18 protein-coding genes and 2 riboswitches are annotated in these 21,686 nt (G+C 62.4%); of the genes, 6 read left to right on the top strand and 12 right to left on the bottom strand.

Going from position 1 to position 21,686, the window contains the following annotated elements:
* Positions 1–130: 130 nt before the first annotated feature.
* A complete protein-coding gene (locus ABNU55_RS02745; protein ID WP_290750044.1) occupies positions 131–1,321 on the top strand; it encodes an acyltransferase in 1,191 nt (396 codons plus the stop codon).
* Between the two features lie 35 nt (positions 1,322–1,356).
* On the opposite strand, the gene gcvPB is transcribed toward ABNU55_RS02745, so the two are convergent.
* From gcvPB to ABNU55_RS02715, 6 genes are all read right to left on the bottom strand, one after another.
* Positions 1,357–2,922: an aminomethyl-transferring glycine dehydrogenase subunit GcvPB gene (gene gcvPB, locus ABNU55_RS02740; RefSeq protein WP_290750042.1), complete on the bottom strand. Its 1,566-nt coding sequence runs from the start codon at positions 2,920–2,922 to the stop codon at positions 1,357–1,359.
* Entirely contained in the window at positions 2,919–3,230 is a 312-nt protein-coding gene (locus ABNU55_RS02735) for a hypothetical protein (RefSeq protein ID WP_290750039.1), read from the bottom strand. Before ABNU55_RS02735 ends, gcvPB begins: the two co-directional genes overlap by 4 nt.
* Positions 3,227–4,573 carry an aminomethyl-transferring glycine dehydrogenase subunit GcvPA gene (gcvPA, locus tag ABNU55_RS02730; protein WP_290750036.1) on the bottom strand — a complete coding sequence of 449 codons (1,347 nt, stop codon included), beginning with the start codon at positions 4,571–4,573 and terminating at the stop codon, positions 3,227–3,229. Before gcvPA ends, ABNU55_RS02735 begins: the two co-directional genes overlap by 4 nt.
* 2 nt (positions 4,574–4,575) lie before the next feature.
* Positions 4,576–4,965 (bottom strand): glycine cleavage system protein GcvH, encoded by a 390-nt coding sequence (gene gcvH, locus ABNU55_RS02725; protein ID WP_290750033.1) that lies wholly within the window; start codon positions 4,963–4,965, stop codon positions 4,576–4,578.
* 14 nt (positions 4,966–4,979) lie between these two features.
* The gene (gcvT, locus tag ABNU55_RS02720) at positions 4,980–6,134 is read right to left on the bottom strand and encodes a glycine cleavage system aminomethyltransferase GcvT (protein WP_290750030.1); all 1,155 of its coding nucleotides are present in this window, start codon (positions 6,132–6,134) and stop codon (positions 4,980–4,982) included.
* A gap of 61 nt (positions 6,135–6,195) precedes the next feature.
* Positions 6,196–6,298, bottom strand: a riboswitch (glycine riboswitch).
* A gap of 3 nt (positions 6,299–6,301) precedes the next feature.
* Positions 6,302–6,397, bottom strand: a riboswitch (glycine riboswitch).
* Positions 6,398–6,525: 128 nt separating this feature from the next.
* Positions 6,526–7,836 (bottom strand): acyl-CoA dehydrogenase family protein, encoded by a 1,311-nt coding sequence (locus tag ABNU55_RS02715; protein WP_290750027.1) that lies wholly within the window; start codon positions 7,834–7,836, stop codon positions 6,526–6,528.
* A gap of 239 nt (positions 7,837–8,075) precedes the next feature.
* On the opposite strand from ABNU55_RS02715, the gene ABNU55_RS02710 reads away from it, so the two are divergent.
* Positions 8,076–8,378: a hypothetical protein gene (locus tag ABNU55_RS02710; RefSeq protein ID WP_290750024.1), complete on the top strand. Its 303-nt coding sequence runs from the start codon at positions 8,076–8,078 to the stop codon at positions 8,376–8,378.
* A gap of 89 nt (positions 8,379–8,467) precedes the next feature.
* On the opposite strand, the gene ABNU55_RS02705 is transcribed toward ABNU55_RS02710, so the two are convergent.
* The 3 genes from ABNU55_RS02705 to ABNU55_RS02695 are packed head-to-tail and all read right to left on the bottom strand — an operon-like array spanning position 8,468 to position 9,844.
* Positions 8,468–8,872: a VOC family protein gene (locus ABNU55_RS02705; protein WP_290750021.1), complete on the bottom strand. Its 405-nt coding sequence runs from the start codon at positions 8,870–8,872 to the stop codon at positions 8,468–8,470.
* Positions 8,873–8,929: 57 nt separating this feature from the next.
* Positions 8,930–9,430 (bottom strand): DinB family protein, encoded by a 501-nt coding sequence (locus ABNU55_RS02700; protein WP_290750018.1) that lies wholly within the window; start codon positions 9,428–9,430, stop codon positions 8,930–8,932.
* Positions 9,431–9,469: 39 nt separating this feature from the next.
* Entirely contained in the window at positions 9,470–9,844 is a 375-nt protein-coding gene (locus tag ABNU55_RS02695; protein WP_290750015.1) for a DUF4112 domain-containing protein, read from the bottom strand.
* A 159-nt stretch (positions 9,845–10,003) separates the two neighbouring features.
* On the opposite strand from ABNU55_RS02695, the gene ABNU55_RS02690 reads away from it, so the two are divergent.
* The 3 genes from ABNU55_RS02690 (at position 10,004) to ABNU55_RS02680 (ending at position 12,372) form a co-directional block, all read left to right on the top strand.
* Positions 10,004–11,212 (top strand): acetyl-CoA C-acyltransferase, encoded by a 1,209-nt coding sequence (locus tag ABNU55_RS02690; protein ID WP_290750012.1) that lies wholly within the window; start codon positions 10,004–10,006, stop codon positions 11,210–11,212.
* 42 nt (positions 11,213–11,254) lie between these two features.
* The gene (locus ABNU55_RS02685; RefSeq protein WP_290750010.1) at positions 11,255–11,578 is read left to right on the top strand and encodes a hypothetical protein; all 324 of its coding nucleotides are present in this window, start codon (positions 11,255–11,257) and stop codon (positions 11,576–11,578) included.
* Between the two features lie 104 nt (positions 11,579–11,682).
* On the top strand, positions 11,683–12,372 hold the full coding sequence (locus ABNU55_RS02680) for a TlpA disulfide reductase family protein (protein WP_290750006.1): 690 nt from the start codon (positions 11,683–11,685) through the stop codon (positions 12,370–12,372).
* Here ABNU55_RS02680 and ABNU55_RS02675 read toward each other — a convergent pair.
* Positions 12,336–13,139, bottom strand: coding sequence for a sterol desaturase family protein (locus ABNU55_RS02675; protein ID WP_290750004.1), 804 nt, complete (start codon positions 13,137–13,139; stop codon positions 12,336–12,338). The two genes, ABNU55_RS02680 and ABNU55_RS02675, sit on opposite strands and share 37 nt — an antisense overlap.
* Positions 13,140–13,326: 187 nt before the next feature.
* Between ABNU55_RS02675 and ABNU55_RS02670 the strand changes: the two genes are divergently transcribed.
* Positions 13,327–14,595: a hypothetical protein gene (locus ABNU55_RS02670; RefSeq protein WP_290750001.1), complete on the top strand. Its 1,269-nt coding sequence runs from the start codon at positions 13,327–13,329 to the stop codon at positions 14,593–14,595.
* Positions 14,596–14,601: 6 nt separating this feature from the next.
* On the opposite strand, the gene pbpC is transcribed toward ABNU55_RS02670, so the two are convergent.
* Both pbpC and ABNU55_RS02660 read right to left on the bottom strand, forming a co-directional pair.
* The gene (pbpC, locus tag ABNU55_RS02665; protein ID WP_290749998.1) at positions 14,602–16,665 is read right to left on the bottom strand and encodes a penicillin-binding protein 1C; all 2,064 of its coding nucleotides are present in this window, start codon (positions 16,663–16,665) and stop codon (positions 14,602–14,604) included.
* On the bottom strand, positions 16,662–21,620 hold the full coding sequence (locus ABNU55_RS02660; protein ID WP_348764214.1) for an alpha-2-macroglobulin: 4,959 nt from the start codon (positions 21,618–21,620) through the stop codon (positions 16,662–16,664). Before ABNU55_RS02660 ends, pbpC begins: the two co-directional genes overlap by 4 nt.
* Positions 21,621–21,686 lie beyond the last annotated feature (66 nt).

Here is a 21,686-nt window from a genome sequence, read left to right as displayed (position 1 = left end):
TTGTAAGAAACTGCCAAAGTGCGCGTTCGCCACTAGGCGGGTACCGTAACTGCAACTAAGGCTGTATCGGTTGTCCGGTTGGCGGGCTCATCGCCTCGCCTCGTATGTGTACAGAGAACAGAGTTTTCCCTTGAAACTTACCTCTATTCAGTCTCTGCGCGCCCTCGCAGCCCTTCTGGTCCTTGTCTACCATACGCGTGCCCACGAAATCCTTGCCATGGACCAGAACGGCCTGACCGAGCTGCCGCTGATCAATTTCATGATCGACAATGGCTATTCGGGCGTCGACCTCTTCTTCGTCATTTCGGGCTTCATCATGGTCTATGTGACCGGACAGGTCCTGCCACGACCGATGACATCACTGGCTTTCCTGTTCGCCCGCGCCGCCCGCATCTATCCGCTCTGGTGGTTCTTCGCGGGTCTGATGATGGCCTATTTCTACGTAACCTACGGGGTACCGCTCGACCCTGGACGCTCCCTTGGCCAGGGCGATTTCATCCGGGAGAATCCGGTTCAACACCTCTTTCTCTCACTGGCCCTCCTGCCGCAGCCAGCCATTCCGGTCTACGGCCTCGGCTGGACGCTGGTGCATGAGATGCATTTCTATCTCGTCTTCGCGCTCATCATCCTTCTGCCGCGCCGTTTCCTGCCAGCCATCCTGACCGTCTGGGCGATTGGTGTGTTTGCGGGCGCCATGGCCGGCCTCGCCGCACCGCACGCCATCGACTATGTCTCTCTCGCCTTCCACCCGCTTTCGCTGGAATTCATCGGCGGCTGTTTCGCCGGACTTCTGGTGATGAGCGGGCGCCGCTTCAACCCGCCCCTGGTGCTCGGTCTCGCCGCCGCTGTCTTCATCGCCGGGCTCATAATCCAGGGTGAGGTGACGCCCTTCACAATGGTCTGGGGACGTGTCCTCTGGTTCGGACTGCCAGCCATTGCCATCGTCTATGCGCTCGCCTCGATGGAGGCGAATGGCCGCCTGAAGGTGCCGGGCTGGATGGTCACGCTGGGCGACTGGTCCTATGCCATCTATCTCTGTCACATCCTCGTGCTGAGCGTCATCCGGCGCGTTTTCCTGATGCTTGCCGCCCAGCTCGAGGGCACGCCCTATGCGGACTGGTTCACGGTCGGTGCGCCCGGCATTATGGACAATATCCTGTTCTATCTGCTCTGCATCAGCCTCAGCATCCTGACCGCCGGCCTCGTCTTCCGCCTGTTTGAGACGCCGGTCATAAAACTGACCAGCAAGGCACGCCGGCGCCTCTTCCGCGATACGAATGCGCAGCTGAAGCCAGCGCCCGTCAAGGCGGCCATCTGGTAAAAAACGGCCGGGACATCGCCCGGCCGTCTTGCATCTTATTCGGCTGCCACCTTGTCCGGTTCGCTCCAGCGAAGCTCTGGCTTCCGGGCGGCCTGGGTCTCATCGAGCCGCCGCATCGGCGCAAGATAGGGCGCGCCCTTCAAGCTCTCATCGCCAGCCTTCGCCTTCTCCGCAATCGACAGCATGGAGTCGCAGAAGCGGTCGAGCTCGGCCTTGGACTCGGTCTCTGTCGGCTCAATCAGCATGGCGCCATGCACAACCAGCGGGAAGTACATCGTCATCGGGTGGTAGCCCTCATCGATCATCGCCTTGGCAATATCCAGCGTCTCGATACCTTCTGCCGTGAAGGCGTCGGAGAACAGCGCCTCGTGCATGCAATAGCCGTCAAAGGCCGGCGTCATGACGCTCTTGAGGCGTGACTGGATGTAATTGGCGTTGAGCACAGCGTCTTCCGCCGCCTGTTTCAGGCCATCTGCGCCATGGCTCAGCATATAGGTGAGCGCACGGGTGAACATGCCCATCTGGCCGTGGAAGGCGCAGAGGCGGCCGAAGGCGTCCGAGCCCTCATCTGTCCGCTGTTCAACGAGGTGGAAGACGCCGTCTTCCTCAACAACGAATGGCACCGGCGCATAGTCCGCCAGCGCCTCAGAGAGGACGGTAGGTCCTGCGCCCGGCCCGCCGCCACCATGCGGGGTGGAGAAGGTCTTGTGCAGGTTGATGTGCATCGCATCGACGCCAAGATCGCCGGGACGTACCCGGCCGACAATCGCGTTGAAATTCGCCCCATCGCAATAGAAATAGCCGCCCGCCTCATGGATGAGATCGGCAATCTCGCGGATGTCGGTTTCAAACAGGCCGCACGTATTGGGATTGGTCAGCATGATACCGGCAATGTCGGAGCTGTCTTCCAGCTTCGCTTTCAGGTCTTCCATGTCGACGCGGCCGCGTGCATCTGCCTTGATCTCATCGACCTTGAAGCCGCACTGGACCGCCGTCGCCGGATTGGTGCCGTGGGCTGACGCCGGGACCAGCACCCGTGTGCGTGTCTCGATCTCGCCGCGGGCCATAAGGGCCCCGCGGATCGCCATCATGCCGCAGAACTCACCATGCGCGCCGGCCTTCGGGCTCATCGCCACCGCTGGCATGCCGGTCAGCGTCTTCAGCCAGGTGGCCAGCTGATCGATCAGCTCCAGCGCGCCCTGAACGGTGGCCTGGGGCTGCATAGGGTGAATGTCGGCAAAGCCAGGCATCCGCGCGACTTTTTCATTGAGACGCGGATTGTGCTTCATCGTGCACGAGCCGAGCGGGAAGAGGCCAAGATCGATGGCATAGTTCTTCTGGCTGAGGCGCACATAGTGGCGCACGGCTTCAGGCTCTGACAGGCCTGGCAGGCCAACGCTCTGTTTGCGGGTAACCCCGCCCAGACGGTCCATGCCGCCCTTGGGCGCCGGCAGGTCAACGCCGGTCTTTGCCGTCGAACCGGTCTCGAAGATCAGGTCTTCGCGCTGCTGCAGACCGCGCGAGCCGGAGACCGTGTGCACGTCGGAATGAGGGGTCGCCTCGGAGGGCGTGGTCGAACGGCCTTGTGAATTCATGCTCATGCCTGAGCCTCCACGAAATGCTGAGTGTTTGGTCCGAATGTTTCTTTCAGACGCTTGTTGGCGGCGCTGACATGGATCGCGCCGAGCGAGAGGATCTCGCGGCGCAGGTCAGCGTAGAGTTTTTTGAAATCCTCTGGGTGACGCCAGGTCGAAGGATCTTCATAGATCGCCTGGAACTGCGACTTGCGGCGGCCAACCGCCGCCTTGTCCGCGCCCATCCGCACGAAGATTTCCTCAAGAAACGCCTCATAGGCGCGGATAGCCTGCTTATGCTCCCAGGCTTCCTGATGCTGAGGCGCCTCGTTCATGCCAGCACCTTTGTGAGCGCATCGGCATAGGCCTTGATGTCGGCGTCGCTGGTGCACTCGGTGGCGGCGGCGATGATGACATCGTCCATGCCCTTGCCCGGATAAAGACGCGACGCACGCACGCCGCCAACAACGCCAAGCCCATCAAGCTTTTCCAGAACCTCGCCCGCATTGTCCGGAATGCGGAACGCAAACTCATTGAAGAAGCGCGGGGTAAGGATCTCGACCCCGTTCACGCCTTCCAGTGCATCAGCCAGCTGGCAGGCGGCTTCATGATTGAGCTGGGCGAGATGGGTGAAGCCCTTCTCCCCGAGCAGCGTCATGTGGGCGCTGAAGGCCAGCGTGCAGAGGCCTGCATTGGTGCAGATATTCGACGTCGCCTTGTCGCGGCGAATATGCTGTTCCCGCGTCGACAGGGTCAGTACGAAACCGCGCTGGCCGTCGGCATCGACCGTCTCCCCGCAAAGCCGGCCCGGCATCTGACGCATGAGCTTCTTCGAACAGGCGAACAGACCGACATAAGGCCCGCCAAAATTCAGCGGATTACCGATGGACTGGCCTTCGCCTACGGCGATGTCGGCGCCCATTTCGCCAGGCGGCATGGTCATGCCAAGCGCCACAGCCTCTGTGAAGACAGAGACCAGAAGCGCCTTCTTCTCATGCGCGGCATCGGCGACCGGCGTCAGATCGGTGACTGTCCCAAAGACGTTCGGGCTCTGACCGATGACGCAGGCCGTTTCGTCATCCACGGCCTCGCTCAGCGCAAGCTCATCATCGACGCCCGGTTTCAGCTGGACGATCTCGATGCCCTGGGCTTCGCAGACTGTGCGTGTGGCGGCGGCATAGTGCGGATGCAGGCCGCCAGACAGAACCACTTTCTGGCGTCTGGTGACACGGCACGCCATAAGGGCCGCTTCCGCGCATGCCGTCGAGCCGTCATACATGGAGGCATTGGCGACTTCCATCGCCGTAAGGGATGCCACCTGACTCTGGAATTCGTAGAGGGTCTGAAGCGTACCCTGCGCGATTTCTGGCTGGTAGGGGGTATAGGTGGTCAGGAATTCAGAGCGCTGGATGATATGGTCCACCGTCGCCGGCACATGGTGCTTATAGGCACCGCAGCCGACAAAGAATGGGCCCTCGGATGCGGTCCGGTTCTTCGCAGCCAGCCCCGCCATATGGCGTTCGACGGCAAGCTCCCCCTGATGGTCAGGCAGACCTTCGACCGTGCCGCCAAGGCGCGCAGCCTCTGGCACATCGGCATAGAATTCATCGACGGACGCCGCACCGATCGTGGCCAGCATGGCCTTGCGGTCTTCTGGTGTCAGGGGGAGGTAACGCATGATTATTGGCCTTTGCAGAACTCGAGATAGGCATCCTTGTCCATGAGGTTCTTGGTCTCGGCACCATCGGAGAATTTGATGACGCAGAACCAGCCCTCGCTCTCGGGATGCTCATTCACTTTTTCGGGCGCATCGGCGAGGTCACCATTGGTATCGATGATCTCACCTGACAGAGGGGCATAGACGTCGGAAGCGGCCTTGACGCTCTCGACCACAGCCATCTCGTCGCCTTTTTTGAAGGTCTTGCCGACTTCTGGAACCTCGACAAACACGACATCGCCGAGCTGATCGGCAGCAAATTTCGTGATACCAACGGTGGCAAGGTCGCCATGCACCGTCACCCACTCATGGTCTTCGGTGTAGAATGTCGATTGCTGGGTAAAATGCGTCATCTGGCTTGTAGTCCTCAACGTTTATAGTTTGGTTTGACGAATGGCAGGTCGGCGACCTCACCGGCGCGGGCCTTGCCGCGCACCATGAGGTCTATTTTCGTTCCGGCTTTGGCAAGATCGGCGCGCACATAGCCCATGGCGACAGGACCGTCCGTGCTGGGCCCGAACCCGCCAGAGGTCACCATGCCGACCTTCTCACCATCGACATGGATTTCGGTTCCCTCGCGGGCCGGCGCGCGCTCGAGCGGGAGGATACCGACGCGCTTTTCGGCCGGGCCGTCCGCGATCTGTTTCAGGATCCTGTCTGCGCCGGGAAAGTCGGCGCGCTCACGGCGGGACTTCTGGATCACCCATTGCAGGTCCGCTTCGACCGGCGTGCGGCTGGCATCCATGTCGTGCCCATAGAGGCAGAGCCCCGCCTCGAGGCGCAGACTGTCACGTGCGCCAAGGCCGATCGGCTTCACGCGCTCATCGGCCAGCAGGCCCCGCACATAGGCAAGGCCGGTTTCATTGGCCGGCAGCAGGAGCTCAAACCCGTCCTCACCAGTATAGCCGCAACGCGAGACCATATAGCGCTCGCCATCCTTCTGGACGTGCGCACAGCGCATGAAGCTCAATTCGCTGGCTTCCGGAAAGTGTGGAGAGAGAACCGCTTCGGCCTCAGGCCCCTGCAGCGCGACAAGGATGCGGTCATCGGCGGTCTGCAACTCAGCCTCATCGCCCAGTTTCTCGCGGATCAGCGCCCAGTCTTCCTGCTTCACCGCACCGTTTACAACGATGTAGAGCATGCCCGCGAGGTTCTCATCCGGCATGCGTGTAATGATCAGGTCATCGAGAATGCCGCCTTCGTCGTTGAGCAGGACGGTGAGACGCCCCTGCCCCGGCTTCAGCGTCGCGATTGCGCTCGGCACCAGCCGTTCAATCAGTGCGGAAATCTTCTCATGCGCTCCGGGCTCACCCAGACCCTCTTTCAGATACAGAAAGCACGGGCCCATATGTGAGACATCGAACAGGCCGGCATGTTCGCGCGTCCACAGGTGTTCGGGTTTCACACCTTCGAACTGGACGGGCATTTCATAGCCCGCGAACGGCACCATCTTGCCGCCCATCTCTTCATGGATCGCGTGAAGCGGGGTCTTGCGAAGTGTATCGATTGCTTGTTCGGCCATGGCACCCTTTGACAGTTGAAACGGCCATTCGCTCCGGAATATCCGGAGTGTAGGCCGCCCCCGCTGTCTCGGCGCCTGAGAGATTCCGCCAGACGCCCAATGGGCCGGCTTGCTCCTTCGGCGAGGCTTTGGACACGGCAATGCGGGCCCGCCTCTTTCCAGCGTTTAGATCCTTCCCGGTCCTTTTGCCTGAGCGTTTCCGGGGCGGTTGCGCCTTCGGCGGCAGACTAAAAAAACAGCCTGCTCTCTCCCGGGGAGGAGGTTTCTATCCGGCAAACCTATTTCGGTTGCGCCGGTTGGGCAAGCGCCGGACGCGGTCAATCCTTGGGAAATTCCGCCTCCGGCCCTGCTGACAGGCAGGTTGTGCCCGTCTTCTGTCCATCCTGATGATCTAGCGCACCGCGAAATCGAATGGCTCGTTGCGGTTTGCGCCCTTGTTCGGGCCCATGAAGCCAAAGAGGTGGCCGGCGACCTTGCGCATCTGGATCTCTTCTGAGCCTTCCGTGATGCGGTAGCGGCGGTGGTGGCGATAGATATGCTCGAACGGCTTGTGGCGCGAATATCCCATACCGCCATGCACCTGCATCGCCCGGTCGGCCGCATCGCAGCAGAGGCGGTTGGCGTAATAGTTACACATCGAGACCTTGTCGGAGAGATAGATCGCGACGTCCGGCTTGGACATCTGGTCGATCTCCCAGGCTGTCTTGAAGATCAGGAGGCGCAGCATCTCCGCCTGCGTCGCCAGCTCCACCAGCGGGAACTGGATCGCCTGATTGTGCGACAGCGCCTTGCCGAAGGGCTTGCGCTCATTGGCATAGTTGATCGCCTCGGTGATGCAGTACATCGCCGCGCCGACGGAGCTTGCCGCCTGCCGGATTCGGTTCTCGTGAACAAAGTGCTGGGCGAGTGCGAGACCGCCCTCCGGTGGGCCGAACACCGCATCCTCAGGGACCCAGAGGTCCTTGATATAGAAGCGGGCGTGGTCCGTCGGCATGTTGAACGTCCACATATATTCGTCGATCTCGATTGCCGGGTCCTGCGCCGGTGTAATGAGACAGGTAATGCCCTTGGCGTCGCCGTCGTTTCCGCTGGTGCGGCAGAACATCATGATGTGGCTGGCGGCATGCATGCCCGTGATCCACATCTTCGCGCCATTGATCAGCCAGCCATCCTTGCCGTCTTTCTTATGGCGGACGGCGCGCGTTTCCATGTGGGTGGCGTCAGAGCCGTGGTCCGGCTCGGTGAGGCCGAAGCAGGCGCGGAACTCGCCCTTCAGCGCGGCATCGGCAAGGTGTTTCTGATCGGGCCGCGCAAAATCACGCAGCATCAGGATCTGCGGAAAGTTACCGACAATGGAGTGCTCATTCTGCAGGTCGTTGTGCAGGCCAAGTCCCTTGCGGGCGAAATGCTCGCGGATGATCGCCATGCCGAGATTGGTACCGTCCTGGCCGCCAAACTCCTTTGGCAGGGCGTAGCGAAGGTGGCCGGCTTCATCGGCGAGCTTCTTGGCTTCGCGCAGCAGGTTCTCCCATTCCGGCCGTGGCAGCCCATCATTCTCAAAATCGGTCCGCGCCCATTCGCGCCGGTGGTCGAAGAAGCGGATATTGTCGTCCTTGTTCTCCAGCGGCTTGATCTTGTCCTCGATGAACTTGTCGAGGACGACGAGGTAATCGGCAATCTCTTCCGGAATTCTGAAATCCATACTGGCTCTCCCTGAACGATGGTCTGCTTATTAGTTATCTGAACCAAGGATACCGGCCCCGCTGGCCGCATCAATGCGGGCCGTTGCGTCAAGCAGATACGTATTTAACGGGGCTTCATGCCCATGCAGGGAAAATCCGCGCTGCGGTCATCACTGAACAATTGACAAATTATTCAGCACTCATTAGATGAGACCTACAAGACAATAAGACAGCCACGCATCCTAGAAGGTTTCCTCCCATGATCCGCTCTGTAACCCTCTCTGCCGCTTTTGCAGCCATCGCCCTCCCGGCCGCCGCCTCAACTGCCTTCACCGCCAAGCTTGCCACGCCGGCTGAGGCGCAGGACAGCGTTGTCGCCGCCAGCGCGGTCTGGACTTGTGACGGTGAGACCTGCGTGGCCGAACTCAATCGCCGCACCGCCACAGTGCGGACGTGCAAGAAAGTCGCCTCGGAAGTTGGCGAACTCGTCGCCTTTGGCTCAGCCGATGACAGCCTCACAGAGGAAGAAATCGCTGAGTGCAACAGCGCTGCGAAAAACTAAGTAAACTTTCATCTCACTTCTCTGAATAACTCAGCCGTCCTTCAGCCGAAGGGCGGCTTTTTTATTCCGTGATGAGCAAAACGGCCGTTTCAATCTTGGGGAGTCTCAGCCGGCTCCTTCGGTTCCCACAGCTCCACCTTCCGCCCATCCGGGTCCATCAGCCACGCGAACCGGCCATAATCATAGTCCTCACCGGGCTGGACCTGCCGGGCGCCCGCGGCTTCTGCATGGGCCAGGATACCATCGAGATCATCGACCATGAGATTAAACATGACGTCCCGGTTCGACGGGCTGAAATAGCCGCTATCGCCGCTGAAAGGCGAAAAAATAGTCCTCGCACCCTTGGGAAAGCACGCCGCGGACGCGGCATGGGCAAAGCTGAAGCCGCCATATTCTGTTGCCTCGATGCCCAGCACCTCACTGTACCAGGCCTGCGTGACCTCAGGGTCCTCACATAGAAAGAAGACCCCGCCTAAACCGATCACCTTCGCCATTCCCCCTCCCCTCATGACTGCCGGGCACAGGAATATACCTCAAAAGGATCGCAGCTGTTATCCCTCCAGAAGGAAGAGATCGGTATCGTCCGGTTTTGCCCCTGCCGCCGTCAGCATTGCGTGCGCCTGCCCCCGATGATGGGTCTGATGATTGAAGATATGGGTGACGAGGACCCAGACCGGTTTCGTCATCTCCCGTCCAGCCGCGCTGGAATACCAGCTCAGCGTCTTCTCAAGCCTTGCGGGAGTGAGGCTGCTCGCCCACCGGTCAACCGTATCGTCCATGTCCTTGCGGGCCATGACCAGCCCCGCCCAGTCGGGATAGAGGGTCAGCGCCTCATTGCCCTTGCAGCCCGGCTTGTCGCACATGGAGAACCGCGAGAGCCATATCTGGTCGGCCCACAGGATATGCGCCAACGTTTCATGTATGGAGCTGAAGAAGGCGCCCCGATCCTTCAGGCGCTCGCCATCGCTGAGTTTATCGGCCGCGCCATAGAGGCTCTCATTCTGCCAGCGATTGTAACGCGCCATAAGCTGCGCATGGTCCGGCGATATCATTTGCGCCTCCCCCACAGATCCAGACAGCAGGCCTAGCGCCTAGGCCTTGCCACGTCCAACATGTTTGGCGTGTTTCGCCGCATGATTGTCCAGATGCTCCTGAAGCATTCGCGCATTCTTTGCATTGGCCTTGTGCGCAAAGTCGAAAAGGTCGCCGACCAGCGGGATGGCGCCGAGTATCGTATCGACCAGCAGGTTCCAGATCATCTTGAACATCATCCCGCCGGAGGCGCCCTCCTGACGCGCGCGATGTACGATATAGAGCCCCAGTCCGCCGGAAATCGTATCGCCGACACCGGGAACAAGACCAATGATCCCATCCAGACCGAACCGGAAATTCGTGCCGGGCAGCTTGAACTGCGTATCGAGAAGTTTGGCGAGCCGGTCGATATCGGCGCGGTTTCCAGTAGGCATATATGACGTTCCTTTCATGTTCGGAAACTCGCGCCCCAGGCTTCTGTTCCAGCCCGCCGGGGCGTTTGCCAGTCCGCGCTCAATTAATACTAGCCTCCAGGCAACGGCCTCGTTAGGTTGCAGCGCAACAAACCAGAACCTGTCCGGAGGAGACTTATCATGAGAGAAGCAGTCATCGTTTCAACGGCCCGCACGGCCATGACCAAAGCGGGCCGCGGCGCGCTTAACGACACGCACGGCATCAAGATGGCCGGCCATGCGATCAAGGGCGCCATCGAGCGCGCGGGCATCGATGCCGCCGAAGTCGAAGATGTCTTCCTTGGCTCGGCTCAGCCTGAGGGCGCCACTGGCCACAATGTTGCCCGCAATGCTGCCCTCTGGGCCGGCTGCCCGTCCTCGACGGCTGGTGCAACCATCAACCGCTTCTGTTCCTCCGGCCTTCAGGCCATTGCGAACGCGGCCCACACCGTGACCAATGAAGGCGCGCCGGTTGCGATCGGCGGCGGCGTCGAGTCGCTCTCCCTCGTCTCGCGCTCGGGCCACATGAACACCTTCCGCTATACCGAAGAAGAGCTGATGCAGAAGTGGCCGGCGATCTGGATGACCATGATCGAGACCGCTGAAATCGTGGCTGACCGCTACAATGTCTCCCGCGAAGCGCAGGACGAATATTCCGCAGAGAGCCAGCGCCGCACCGCCATCTTCCAGGAAAAGGGCTGGATGGCCGAAGAGATCGTTCCGCTCGAGACGAAGATGAAGCTCGTCAACAAGGAAACCGGCGAAGAGACCTATCAGGATGTCGTCGCCGACCGTGACGACTGTAACCGTCCTGGCACGACCTATGAGACGCTTGCCGGTCTGAAGCCTGTCTTCTCCGGCGGCATGGTCGTCAAGGAAGGCAAATATGTCACCGCTGGTAACGCCTCCCAGCTTTCCGATGGCGCAGCTGCCGTCGTCGTCATGGAAGCGGCCGAAGCGAAGAAGCGCGGCATCGAGCCGCTTGGCCGTTTCGTCGGCTTCAACGTGGCCGGTTGCGATCCGGACGAGATGGGCATCGGCCCGGTCTTTGCCGTTCCTCGCCTGCTGGAGCGTCACGGCCTGAAGGTCGACGATATCGACCTCTGGGAGCTGAACGAAGCCTTCGCCTCGCAGTGCCTTTACAGCCGCGACCGCCTCGGCATCGACCCGGAGAAGTATAACGTCAATGGAGGCTCCATCTCCATCGGCCACCCCTTCGGCATGACCGGTGCACGTTGCACAGGCTCGATGCTGCTCGAAGGGCGCCGCCGTGGTGCAAAATGGGGCGTTGTGACCATGTGTGTCGGTGGCGGCATGGGCGCGGCTGGCCTTTTCGAAATCTATAGCTAAGATACCGATTATCGATAATCTAGCTGATCTGGAGATCTCACCATGAAGAAAACCGCGCTTTTTGCCGGCCTTATCCTTGCTGGTCTTGCGTCTGCAGCCTGTACAAATGGGCAGACGTCACAGCAGGCCACCCTGTCGAACGGACAGAGAGTGGCTGAGATAACGCCGGCTATCAGAGCGGACCTGCGTGCGCAGGGCCTCGACCCCGATGAGGAAGTCTGCAAACGCGACGATGAGATCGGTTCGGTAATTCCGAAACGGACCTGCGCCACCCGCGCCATGTGGGCCGCCCGTTCGGGAGCCAGCCAGCAATATACCAGCGACATCCAGCGGGACGCCCTGCGCACCCGCGCACCTGGAAGCTGATTATCTAAGCTAATCCAACAGTTAAGCCCCGGTCGTCTGGCCGGGGCTTTTTCTTTGCCGGCTGCTCTTTACCTTGTGACCTCGAAGCCAAGGAAAGACCGCTTATGACCCGTGCCCTGCTCGCTGCCAGTTCCATCGCGCTCCTCGCTGCCTGCGGTGGCGGCGCCAATGAAGAGGCGGGCGACAGCGCCACCGGCTTTATCACGCCCGGCGCAAGCGTCCCTGAGACAGCCGAGCGCGGTGATGATGGGGTGCCCCGTGACGATTATGGCCGACCCTATGACTATATGTATCTCGGCCGCGAGATACCGGCCTTCAGCGGCACGATGGTCGCAGGTCCTCTCTTCTCCACGCAGGAGCTTGAGAACCAGTGGACGCTCATTGACGTCTGGGGCCTCTGGTGCGGCGACTGCATGGCAGACGCGCCCTATGTCGAAGAGCTGTGGAATGAAGTCAAAGGCAGCGACGAGCTCGCCTTCCTGTCGATCCATACCCCGCCCAACGCACAGCGCATCGACGAAGCCTATGGCCGATACGGCTCGGTGGAGGCCTATTTTGAGGAAAAGGGCTATTCCTATCCGACCCTGATCGACGAAGACGCCTCGATCCGTGACACGCTGGAGATCGCCTGGACGCCAAGCTATATCCTCGTCGCGCCCGACCTTACCGTTCAGGGGTTCCGCTCAGAACTCGCCGCCGCCAGCTCCGATGATCCGGTACAGGACCTGCTCGACGATATTGCGGCGGTAAAGGCGAACTACGACCCGGACGCCCCGCGCCCCGTCGAGGACTGACGGCCCGGCGATTTGAGCGGCTGCATCAATAGCGGCAGCGGGGCCTGATCCCCCGCGCCGCGCCAGTCCGTCTGGCCGATTGTCATGCCCTCATGCCCAGCGTCCGGTCTTTCCTTATAGAGCCTGAACAGCCTGTCCCAGACCGACAGGCAGAAGCCGAAATTGCGGTTGACCTCATGACGTTCGACCGAATGGTGCACGCGGTGCATGTCCGGTGTCACCACGAGCTTGCGCAGCAGGCTGTCAGCCCGCGGCGAGAGCTTCCAGTTGGCATGATTGAACTGCGCGAAGGCATTCAGCGCCACTTCAAAGATAAAGGCCGCCCAGGCCGGAATGCCAAAGACAAAGACCACCGCGCCCTTCCAGAACAGGGAGACCAGCGTCTCTGCGGGGTGGAAGCGCAGCGCTGTCATCACATCAATATGCGGGTCTGAATGGTGGACCCGGTGCATCCGCCAGAGAAGCGGCACACGGTGCATCAGCACATGCTGGGCCCAGACTGACAGGTCGAGCAAGACAAAAGCGGCCAGCCCGACACCCCACGCCGGTAGCTTCACCAGGTTGAACACCCCAAACCCAAGCCGGTCGGCAAAGAGCGCGACCCCAGCGAGACCTACAGGCAGGACAAGCCTGCCAAGTACAGCGCACACGACAAAGATCGCCGCTTCGCCCGGCCAGCGGTCGCGGCGAGACAGCGCCGGCTGCCTGCGCGGCGCCAGCGTCTCCAGCAGCGCAAGCGAGGCGAACACCGCTGCGAACACGCCCATCCTTATGTAAAGCTCATGGTTCACCCGCCCTATCTGGACGCATGGCCAGCAATAGTGAAGCGCTGGCGGCGTGTGGAACCGGGCAAGGCTGAAGAATTGTGGTCAAGCCGGACAGGATGGCTTTGAACCGCGCCCCATCGGAGCTAGTGTTAGAGGTCCCCCTCCCAGCCTGACGGACGATAGGCCCATGCTTCATCCCTCGACACAGAAACTCATCGACAAGCTCGCCGAAATGACGGCGCTCAAGCAGATCGACTGGGCCGAGGCGCGCGAAGGCGGCGTCATCTACGCCACAGAGGGCTATGCGGTGAAACTGAGTGAAAGCCCGCCGCGCGTAACCCTGACGACCGAAAAGGGCCGCATTCTTGAGGAAGCCTCCGCCAGCGTGCTCAAGGAAACCCCGCATGAGGACCGCGGCACCTATAGCGACCTCATCGTCTCGGTGGTCAAGGAAGCCTCCCGCATCGCCAAGGGCACGGAAGCGGCCATCGACGCCCTGCTGGCCGGGCTGAGCGGGCATGCCACGAATGCCAGCAAGCCTGGAGCCGCGCAACCGCCTGCAGAGAGCGAGACATCTGCCCCGCCGCAATCGCGCGAAGCCGCTACGCCCAACCTCGAGGAAGAGACCCCGCCGGTCGATGCCAGCGTCCCGGAAACGGCTATCATCGAAGACGACATCATGCCGGAAGGCGAGATCACCGGTTTCGACGAGGAAGATGTCGGGGGCGCTGTCGCCCGCCTGGCGGACGAGGTCAATGGCAGAGGGTCCAGCGCTGGCTCTGCCTATCGCAATCTCAGCCAGGGCGATGAAGTCACCGCCTTCTCTGCCGCGTCGGAAACGACGTCCTCGCCCGCCGAAAAGCCCGATGTCTGGGACCGGGCCGGTCCGGATGCGGGCCCTGCGGACATCAGGTCCGAAAACCGGAGGCCTGCCCGCCCCTATGTCCCCTTTGGTCTTGGCGACGCCCAGGTAATCGGCGCCGAGATATCGGACGAGGCCGCAGCCGAGGAGGACACAGAGTCGGAACTCGGCGCCGCCTCCACAGGCATGAGGCTAGGCGCAACCGCGCGCAGCACGACCCGCTACGACTACTCGGAGGACGACACCGTCCCCGGCAGGCCGCCGCCCAGCTTCCCCTTGAGCCTGCGCGGCTTTCGCGCCCGGATTGAGGAAGAGTTCTCCGTATCTGACGAGACCGGACACGGCTTCAAAGCCGCCCCCGTTTCATCTTCAGCCGAGGAGGATGATACAGACCAGCCCGATGAGGTCTCTCCCGCAGACCTCGACGCCGTGTCGCCTCCGGATGAAGAGGCAGGCTCGCAGAGCGCCGACGAAGATCTTTTTGCCGAAGGGGACGCACCAGCCCCGGAGCGCAAGCGCGAGAAACGGAGCGGCAAGGACAGCAAGCCCGAAAAACCGGTCCGGCGCAAATCCCGCTTCAATCCCTGGAGCTGAGGCGCTTTAACTCTCTCCGATCCCGATGACCCGAACCTGCACGCGGCTTTCGCGGCCCGACGCGTCGACAGCGCTGATCGTATAGAAACCCGGCTTCCGAGGTTGCCAGACAGGCAGGCCCGCAGCATCGGTTTCGCACGCCTGCCCGTCGACAAACCAGCTGAGTGTGCCTTCGCCGCGTCCGGCCAGCACGAAGGGCCGCGCCGGGGCACCATTGATCCGTCCCGACCAGAGCTCTGCATCCTTCGGTGGAAACAGGATATGCGGGGCGCGGTCTTCGCCCCTGTCAAATGCAGACAGCGCCCCGTCCGGTTGCTTTGGCACCTGTCTCATCAGGCGCGCGGCAGCATCCCCATCCCCGCCCAGATGATAGGCTGCACGGTCCGCGACCTCATAGAGGATAGGCAGTGCATCACGCCGTCCCGTCGCCCCCGGACGCGGCGCCCCGTCCGCGCGGCCGACCCAGACGACAATCGCATGGTCGCCCGAAACCCCGGCAGCCCAGGCATCGCGGAACCCATAGGAGGTTCCCGTCTTGAAGGCGATCTGGGGGGCATTGGCCGTAAGACGTCCGGGCATGCGTCCCTCAGGGGTCGGCGCACGTCTCAGGATGGAGAGGATCTCGCCCGCGCTTTCCGCTTCCATGAGATGGAAGCCTTTTGCCTCGCGGCTGGCTGCCTCGTCTTCAACGGTCCAGACCAGCGGTTTCGCGCGGCCGCCATCGCCCAGCGCGGCATAGAGCACGCCCAGCTCCCGGGCTGTCAGGCCCGCCCCGCCCAGCGCCAGGGCAAGGCCTGCCTCATTGTCCGCCCCGCCATGAATGCGCGGGGGCGCGCCGGCGAGGGCCAGCGTCGCGGCAAAGCGCTGCGGCCCTATCCGGTCCAGCGCCAGTACCGCCGGCACGTTGAGCGAATGCTGAAGCGCATCGGAAACCCGGACATCGCCCCGGAACATGCGGTCGAAATTGTCTGGCTGATAAGAGGCAAAGCGTTTTGGAAGGTCCGCAATCTTCGTCGATCCATTCGCCTCGCCATCGTCGAAGGCCATGGCATAGATAAAAGGCTTGAGCGTGGACCCCGGTGAGCGCGCCTGCGCCGTCAGGTCCAGCCAGCCGCCAGGCAGATCGCGCGAAGCCGACCCCACCGCCGCGCGCACCCCGCGCGTCGGAATATCGATGACGAGAATGGCGACCTGCGTCTCCCGGCCGAATTCCTTCGCATGCGAGAGCGCCAGCGCTTCCATCTCGGTCTGCAAACGGCTGTCGAGGCTGGAGCGCACATCGCCCCCCTTCCCGCGCGCCGCCCTTTCAGTGGCGTGCCAGGCCCGCACGGGAAAGGCGTAAGCGCCCGTCGGCATTTCACTCATGCGCGCATCCTCGGCGCGGACGGCATCGAGATAGCCGAGCCGTTCGAGTTTGGAGACAATCGCCTTGCGGCCCTTGTCAGCCCCCTCCGGGCGAAGGTCTGGCCGGCGCACTTCCGGGCTCTGCGGCAGCGCAATCAGCAGCGCGATCTGGTCATCCGACAACCGGTCCGGCGCCCGCCCGAAATAGCGCCAGCTTGCCGCCCGTATCCCCTCTATATTGCCGCCATAGGGCGTCAGCGTGAGGTAGAGTTCGAGGATTTCTTCCTTGGAAAGCCGCGCCTCGATCTGATGGGCGCGAAACATCTCGATCAGCTTCGACGCCACCGTACGCGGGCGCGGCTCCAGCAGGCGTGCGGTCTGCATCGTGATGGTTGATCCGCCGGACACCACACGGCCCGCCAGCGCTGAGCTCCACGCCGCCCGCACCATGCCCAGCCAGTCGACCCCGCCATGGCGCCAGAAGCGCTGATCCTCCACTTCCAGAAGTGCCTCGATGAAAACCGGGTCGATCTCATCGAGATCGGCTGCAAAGCGCCAGTAATTGTCGGCTGTCGGGATCGCGCGCAGCGGGTGCCCATCCCGGTCGCTGACCAAGACCGAAACCCCGCTCGCCCGCTCCAGCGGCGGCGGAAACAGCCGGTCGAGCGCGAACAGCACGGCCAGCCCTGCCACGAGGGCAATGGCTGACCGCTTGAGCCAGATCATCTCTGCCCGCCGGTCGCCGCATTCACCGTATCGATGGTGATGCGGCCGGGAGTGGAGCGGGCAAAGACGCTGGGCCTGTACATGTCTTCTGCATTGACGCCCGGCATGACGAACTCGCCCGGCGTCACCGCCCGCACGACATAGGCGAGCCTTACCGGCTCATCGCGCACGTCGATGGCGGCGACGAAGCGGTCATCGCGCGCCTCGGCTGTCTTCGCCTCATCGATCTCCCCGGCCCAGGCAAAGACACCGTCCGTGCCGTCCTCCCGCGCGCCATCGGCGGGTTTCAGGACCGTCTCGATCTCGAACCCGGCCGGCAGAAGATCGGCCACGATAACCGGATTGGTGCGGCGCTGTTCAGGCGTGATCTTTACGGTCACGACAAGCTGGTCACCCTGATCGATACCGGAAAGGTCGACATCCCCGCCCTGAAGCGTCCGGATATTCTTGGTAACGCGAAGGTCCGAGGAGACAGCAGGCGGCGGCGAATCCGGGGCCCCGCGCACCATCACCGTGCGGAACATGGAGGCCCCGTGCGGCCCCAGTGTGAAGCTCACATCGCTCGTCGCCTGATCCGCGCTCAACTGATAGCGCCGGTCATTATTGTTTCCGTTGCCGAGACCCTCAACGATCATGCGATAGTCCTCGCCGCCATCATTCATGGCATTGAGTGCAAGAAGCGCAAACGCCTTTTCCTGGGTGCTGAACTCACTCGGGTCCGGCGCATCCTCTCCCAGCTTCTCGGCCAGACGCGACGCAATCTCGTTAAAGTCCGCTTCTGCGGCCAGCGCGATAACCCCGGCAAGATCGCGCAGCGGCGTCTGATAATAGTCGCCCGTATTCTGATAACCGAGCGCCTCTTCAGCCGCTTCGAAAGCGCTGAAGGCGCGCGAGCGATCCCCCATGAAGGCCAGCGCGGCCCCAAGGTGCGCGCGTGCCAGCGGGCTTTCGATCCGGTTCAGTTCACGATCATGCAGATAGCGCAGACGGCTCATATCGGCCTTGCCGGCCTTCGCGAGCACATAGAGCGCATAGGCCGAGGCCCGCCGCATCAGGCGCGCTTCGGTATCGTTGTGCCACTCGCTCTCCCAGACATTGGTGTCATAGCCATAGGCCCGCCAGGCATCCCCCTGCGCCACCGCCCGCATGGACTCAAAGGCGCGGTCGAGGGAGGCTTGCGGCACTTCATAGCCGGCCTCGCTGGCGCGGTAGACAAAGTCCGTCGTATAGGCGCCAAGCCAGGGCGAGGCATTGCCGTCCCCCTCGCGCCAGAGACCGAACGCGCCTTCCGACGACTGGCGGTTCAGCACGGCGGTGACCGCTTCCTGAATCTGCGTACCGGCCGGTTCCCGCGCGTCCTCATCGGCGCCCATGGCGACAAGCTGCTCTGAATAAAGCAGCGGCATCGCCCGGCTCACCGTCTGTTCGGTACAGCCATAGGGATAGCGCGCCAGTGATGTGTAGAGCGCATTGGCATCGAGCGGCAGCGCCGAGAAGCTCACCGTCACCTCCGCCGTTCCCGGCACATAGCCAGACAGGATGTCATCGGGGATGGACCAGCTGTCGCCCGGCGACATGGTGGCGGTCGAAATCCGCGTGGCCGGAAGCCAGGGCGAGCGCGTCTCGATCTGATAGTTGCGGCTGACGCGGTAGCCTTCAGGCCCCTGCACATCGAGCCGCAGGCTCGAAATCCCTGTCGCGTCGGTGGTGAGCCGCAGGCCCTCATCGGCCCGCTGGCCTGCCGGAATGGTATGCGACAGTTCGCTTGCTGCCACACTAACCGGGTCGGTCGCATCGAGAGAGGCGGTAAAAGTTCCGCCTTCAAGCTCGATATTGTCAATCGAGACGGTCGCGACCGCCTCATCGCCCGGCGCCAGGAAGCGCGGCAGGATCAGCTCTGCCGGCGCTGGATCGCGCACGGTCAGCGGGCGGCTGGCAGAGCCAAGCCCCGTCTGGGACCACACGACCGCCATCAGGCGAAGCTCACCATTGAAGTCCGGCACATCAAAGGTGACCTCTGCGCGCCCGGAGCGCCCGACATCGAGCTTGCCCGAGAACAGCGCCACCGTTTTCGTCGGGACAACGCTCAAGCCTTCCCCGCCCAGCTGGTCGCCGCCTGTGCGCACTTCGGCGGGCAGCCCCATATTGGGGTCCAGAAGGCGTCCATAATCGTCATAGATATCGACACCCAGCGCCTTCTTGCCAAAATAATAGTCCACCGGATCGGGGCTCTGGAATTTGGTGAGCTGCAGGATCCCCTCATCGACAGCCGCCAGCGTCATGTAGACGCCTTCACGCGGCCCATCGCCAATATCGACCCGGATCGTCTGCTCGCGTCGCGGGCGCACAATATCGGGTGCGTCGATCTCCACATCGAACGTGCGGGCATCCATATCGACCGGGATATAACCAACACCCACGGCCCGGCGCGGCTTGGCCTGCAGCACCGGGTCACGCGGCGTGTAGACATTGACGAGCACATAGGCACCCTCGCCCCATTCCTCGGTCACCGGCAGGGTAAACTGCGTGCCTTCGGCAGAGACGTCGCGCGTCTCGACGCGAAGGATCTTGTCGGTGGCGACCACGATCTGCGCCTCGCCATCATAGGGGGCGACAATCGTGACAGCAGCCGGACGGCCCGGCACGATGGTCTGCTCGTCGATCACGACTTCCACCCGGTCCGGCGCTTCGACGCCGTCATCCGAGACAGAGCCGCCCCAGCCAACCTGAAAGGCGGTGCTCGCCTCTGCGCTTCCATCTGCGGCGCTGACGATCAGCTCATGGCGGCCCCATTCCAGACCGTCGACGCTGACCGACTGCGTCGTTCCGTCGGTGTCCACGACACCCTCATTTACCGTCCGCACCGTGCGCGAACGCCGCCAGCGCCACTGCCCGTCCTCGCGGTACCAGTCATAGTGATAGTCGATGGCGATGACCCGCCAGTCGAGCCTGGTATCAAGGACATCCCCGGAATCGCTGAGAGCCGCCAGCTCGAAGCGGGCCGGTCCGCCCTCTTCGGCGCGGCCCTCGAAATCCTTGCGGATACCGAGATATACATCCCGCGGCCGGTAGGGGATGCGCACACTTTCGGTTACCGCGCGTCCACCAGGCTCCATCACACTGACATTCGCATTGAGACGCAGGGGATAGCTGGACTCATCGCCCCGCCCGCCGGGATCAAGGCGCACGGTCGCGCGGCCCGCCCCATCGGTCGTCTGGGGTTCGAACTCGATGATCTCCTCGCGGAACTGTTCGTCGGTACGGCCAAATTCAAAGCCGTCAAACGCCTCGAACGGGCTCGGATCGGTTTCAAGCCGCGCCTGTCCCTCAACCGTCAGGCCCGCGCCTGGCGCGCCATAGAGAAACCGGCTTTCCACCGAAATCAGCCGCGAGCCGCCCGCCGGGATATAGTCATCCTCATCGGCGTCCAGCTCCACTGCGATCCGCTGCGGCACGAAGTCCTCAACCGAGAAACGCAGCGAGCCGGCCTCCGGGGCGCCGTCGATTTCCAGCACGACCCGCCACATGCCGCGCGAAGCGGTCTTTGACAGCTCATAATCCCAGACCAGCGCGCCGCCCTCAGCGGCCGTAAAGCGCATCCGGTCAGCCTCCACACCGTTCGGACGGTACATGACCAGCTGGCCGGCCCGGTCAGAGATCGCCACTCCGCTACGGTCGCGCATCATCGCCGTCAGGTGCACCGTCTCACCGGGCCGGAAAATGCCGCGGTCGGCATAGAGATAGCCGTCGACAGGCCCCGGCGTCGTGCGCCCGCCCGTGCTCATCTCTGACAGGTCAATCGGCGCGCGCGACAGGTCCAGAACGGCAAGGTCGCCCTTCGCTCCGAACGCCATAACCATGCGCGGCGCCGAATTGCCGGTTCCGGCCAGAAGCGGCGCATCAAAGCGCACGCGGCCATTTTCGCCGGTTTCGGATTCGGCCAGCACCTCATTGTTGAACGCCACCAGCTGCACGCGCGTATTGGACAGAACCTCACCATCCTGCAGAGAGCGAAGCGTCACATCGAGACCATTCTCTCCACGATAACCGGTCAGCGCCAGATTGGTCAGCATGATCCAGCGGCGCGCGGACGCGGCCGGACCATCATAATCGCTGAGCTCCCGGGCATCCTGGATCTCGACGAAATACGAGCCGGGCTTCAGCTCTCCAATCACATCCTGCAGCGGGAAGACCGTGGTCACCGGGGCATTGGTGACATTGTCGATATCCATGCTGCCCGACCAGATCTCGGTCGAGACATCGCGCGGGTCTTCCTCACCATAGAGGTATGAATAACGCCCCTGCGCGGCCTCATCGCCCTGGCTGATGGATTTGAAAGCCAGCGCGCGGTCATTGACGCGGTAGACCGTGACATCGACCTCATCGACATTCACCGTCTCAATGGGCAGGCCGTCGGCATTCTCGCGCGGCAGGATGACACCTGCGCCCTTGAACCCGACATAGGCCGGACGGTCCTCAAAGCTGATCTGGACCTCTTCCTCACGCTCGATCCCGGCGCCCTCAACCGAGGGCAGACCTTCAAGGATTGTCGCCGTATAGGATTGGGCAAAATCCAGACCTTCAAGACAAAGTTCGCGCCCCTCCACCGCATAGGCCGGACGTACCTTCGGCTTCATGCGGATATAGGTCGCGTAGTCGATCTCCGGATCCAGCGGCTGGGAGAAGACGAGACAGGCGCGCGGCTGTTCACCGCTGGTATCGGGCGCATAGCGGAAATAGACAAAGCGGCCTTCTTCGGCCTCGGCAAGCGCCTGACGCTCGCGCTCGCGCCGCTCTGCAGCGGCCTGCGCCGAGCGGGAGCGTTCGACCACCTCACCGCCTGCCGTCTCTGGATTAACCGGCGCAGGCGGTTCATCTCCGCCGCCGCAAGCCACCAGCAGCGCGGCAAGCCCCGACACCAGAATTCCCCTCGCTCTCAAGGTCAGCCCTGCCATAACCTGCGTCCTTCTCCTGGTGCGTTCTTCCCTTTACAGGAGTTTGCTATGCCGCGAACAGGGCCA

The organism is uncultured Henriciella sp. (assembly GCF_964005855.1).
Lineage (GTDB): Bacteria > Pseudomonadota > Alphaproteobacteria > Caulobacterales > Hyphomonadaceae > Henriciella.
This window is presented reverse-complemented; position numbering and strand designations above follow the sequence as displayed.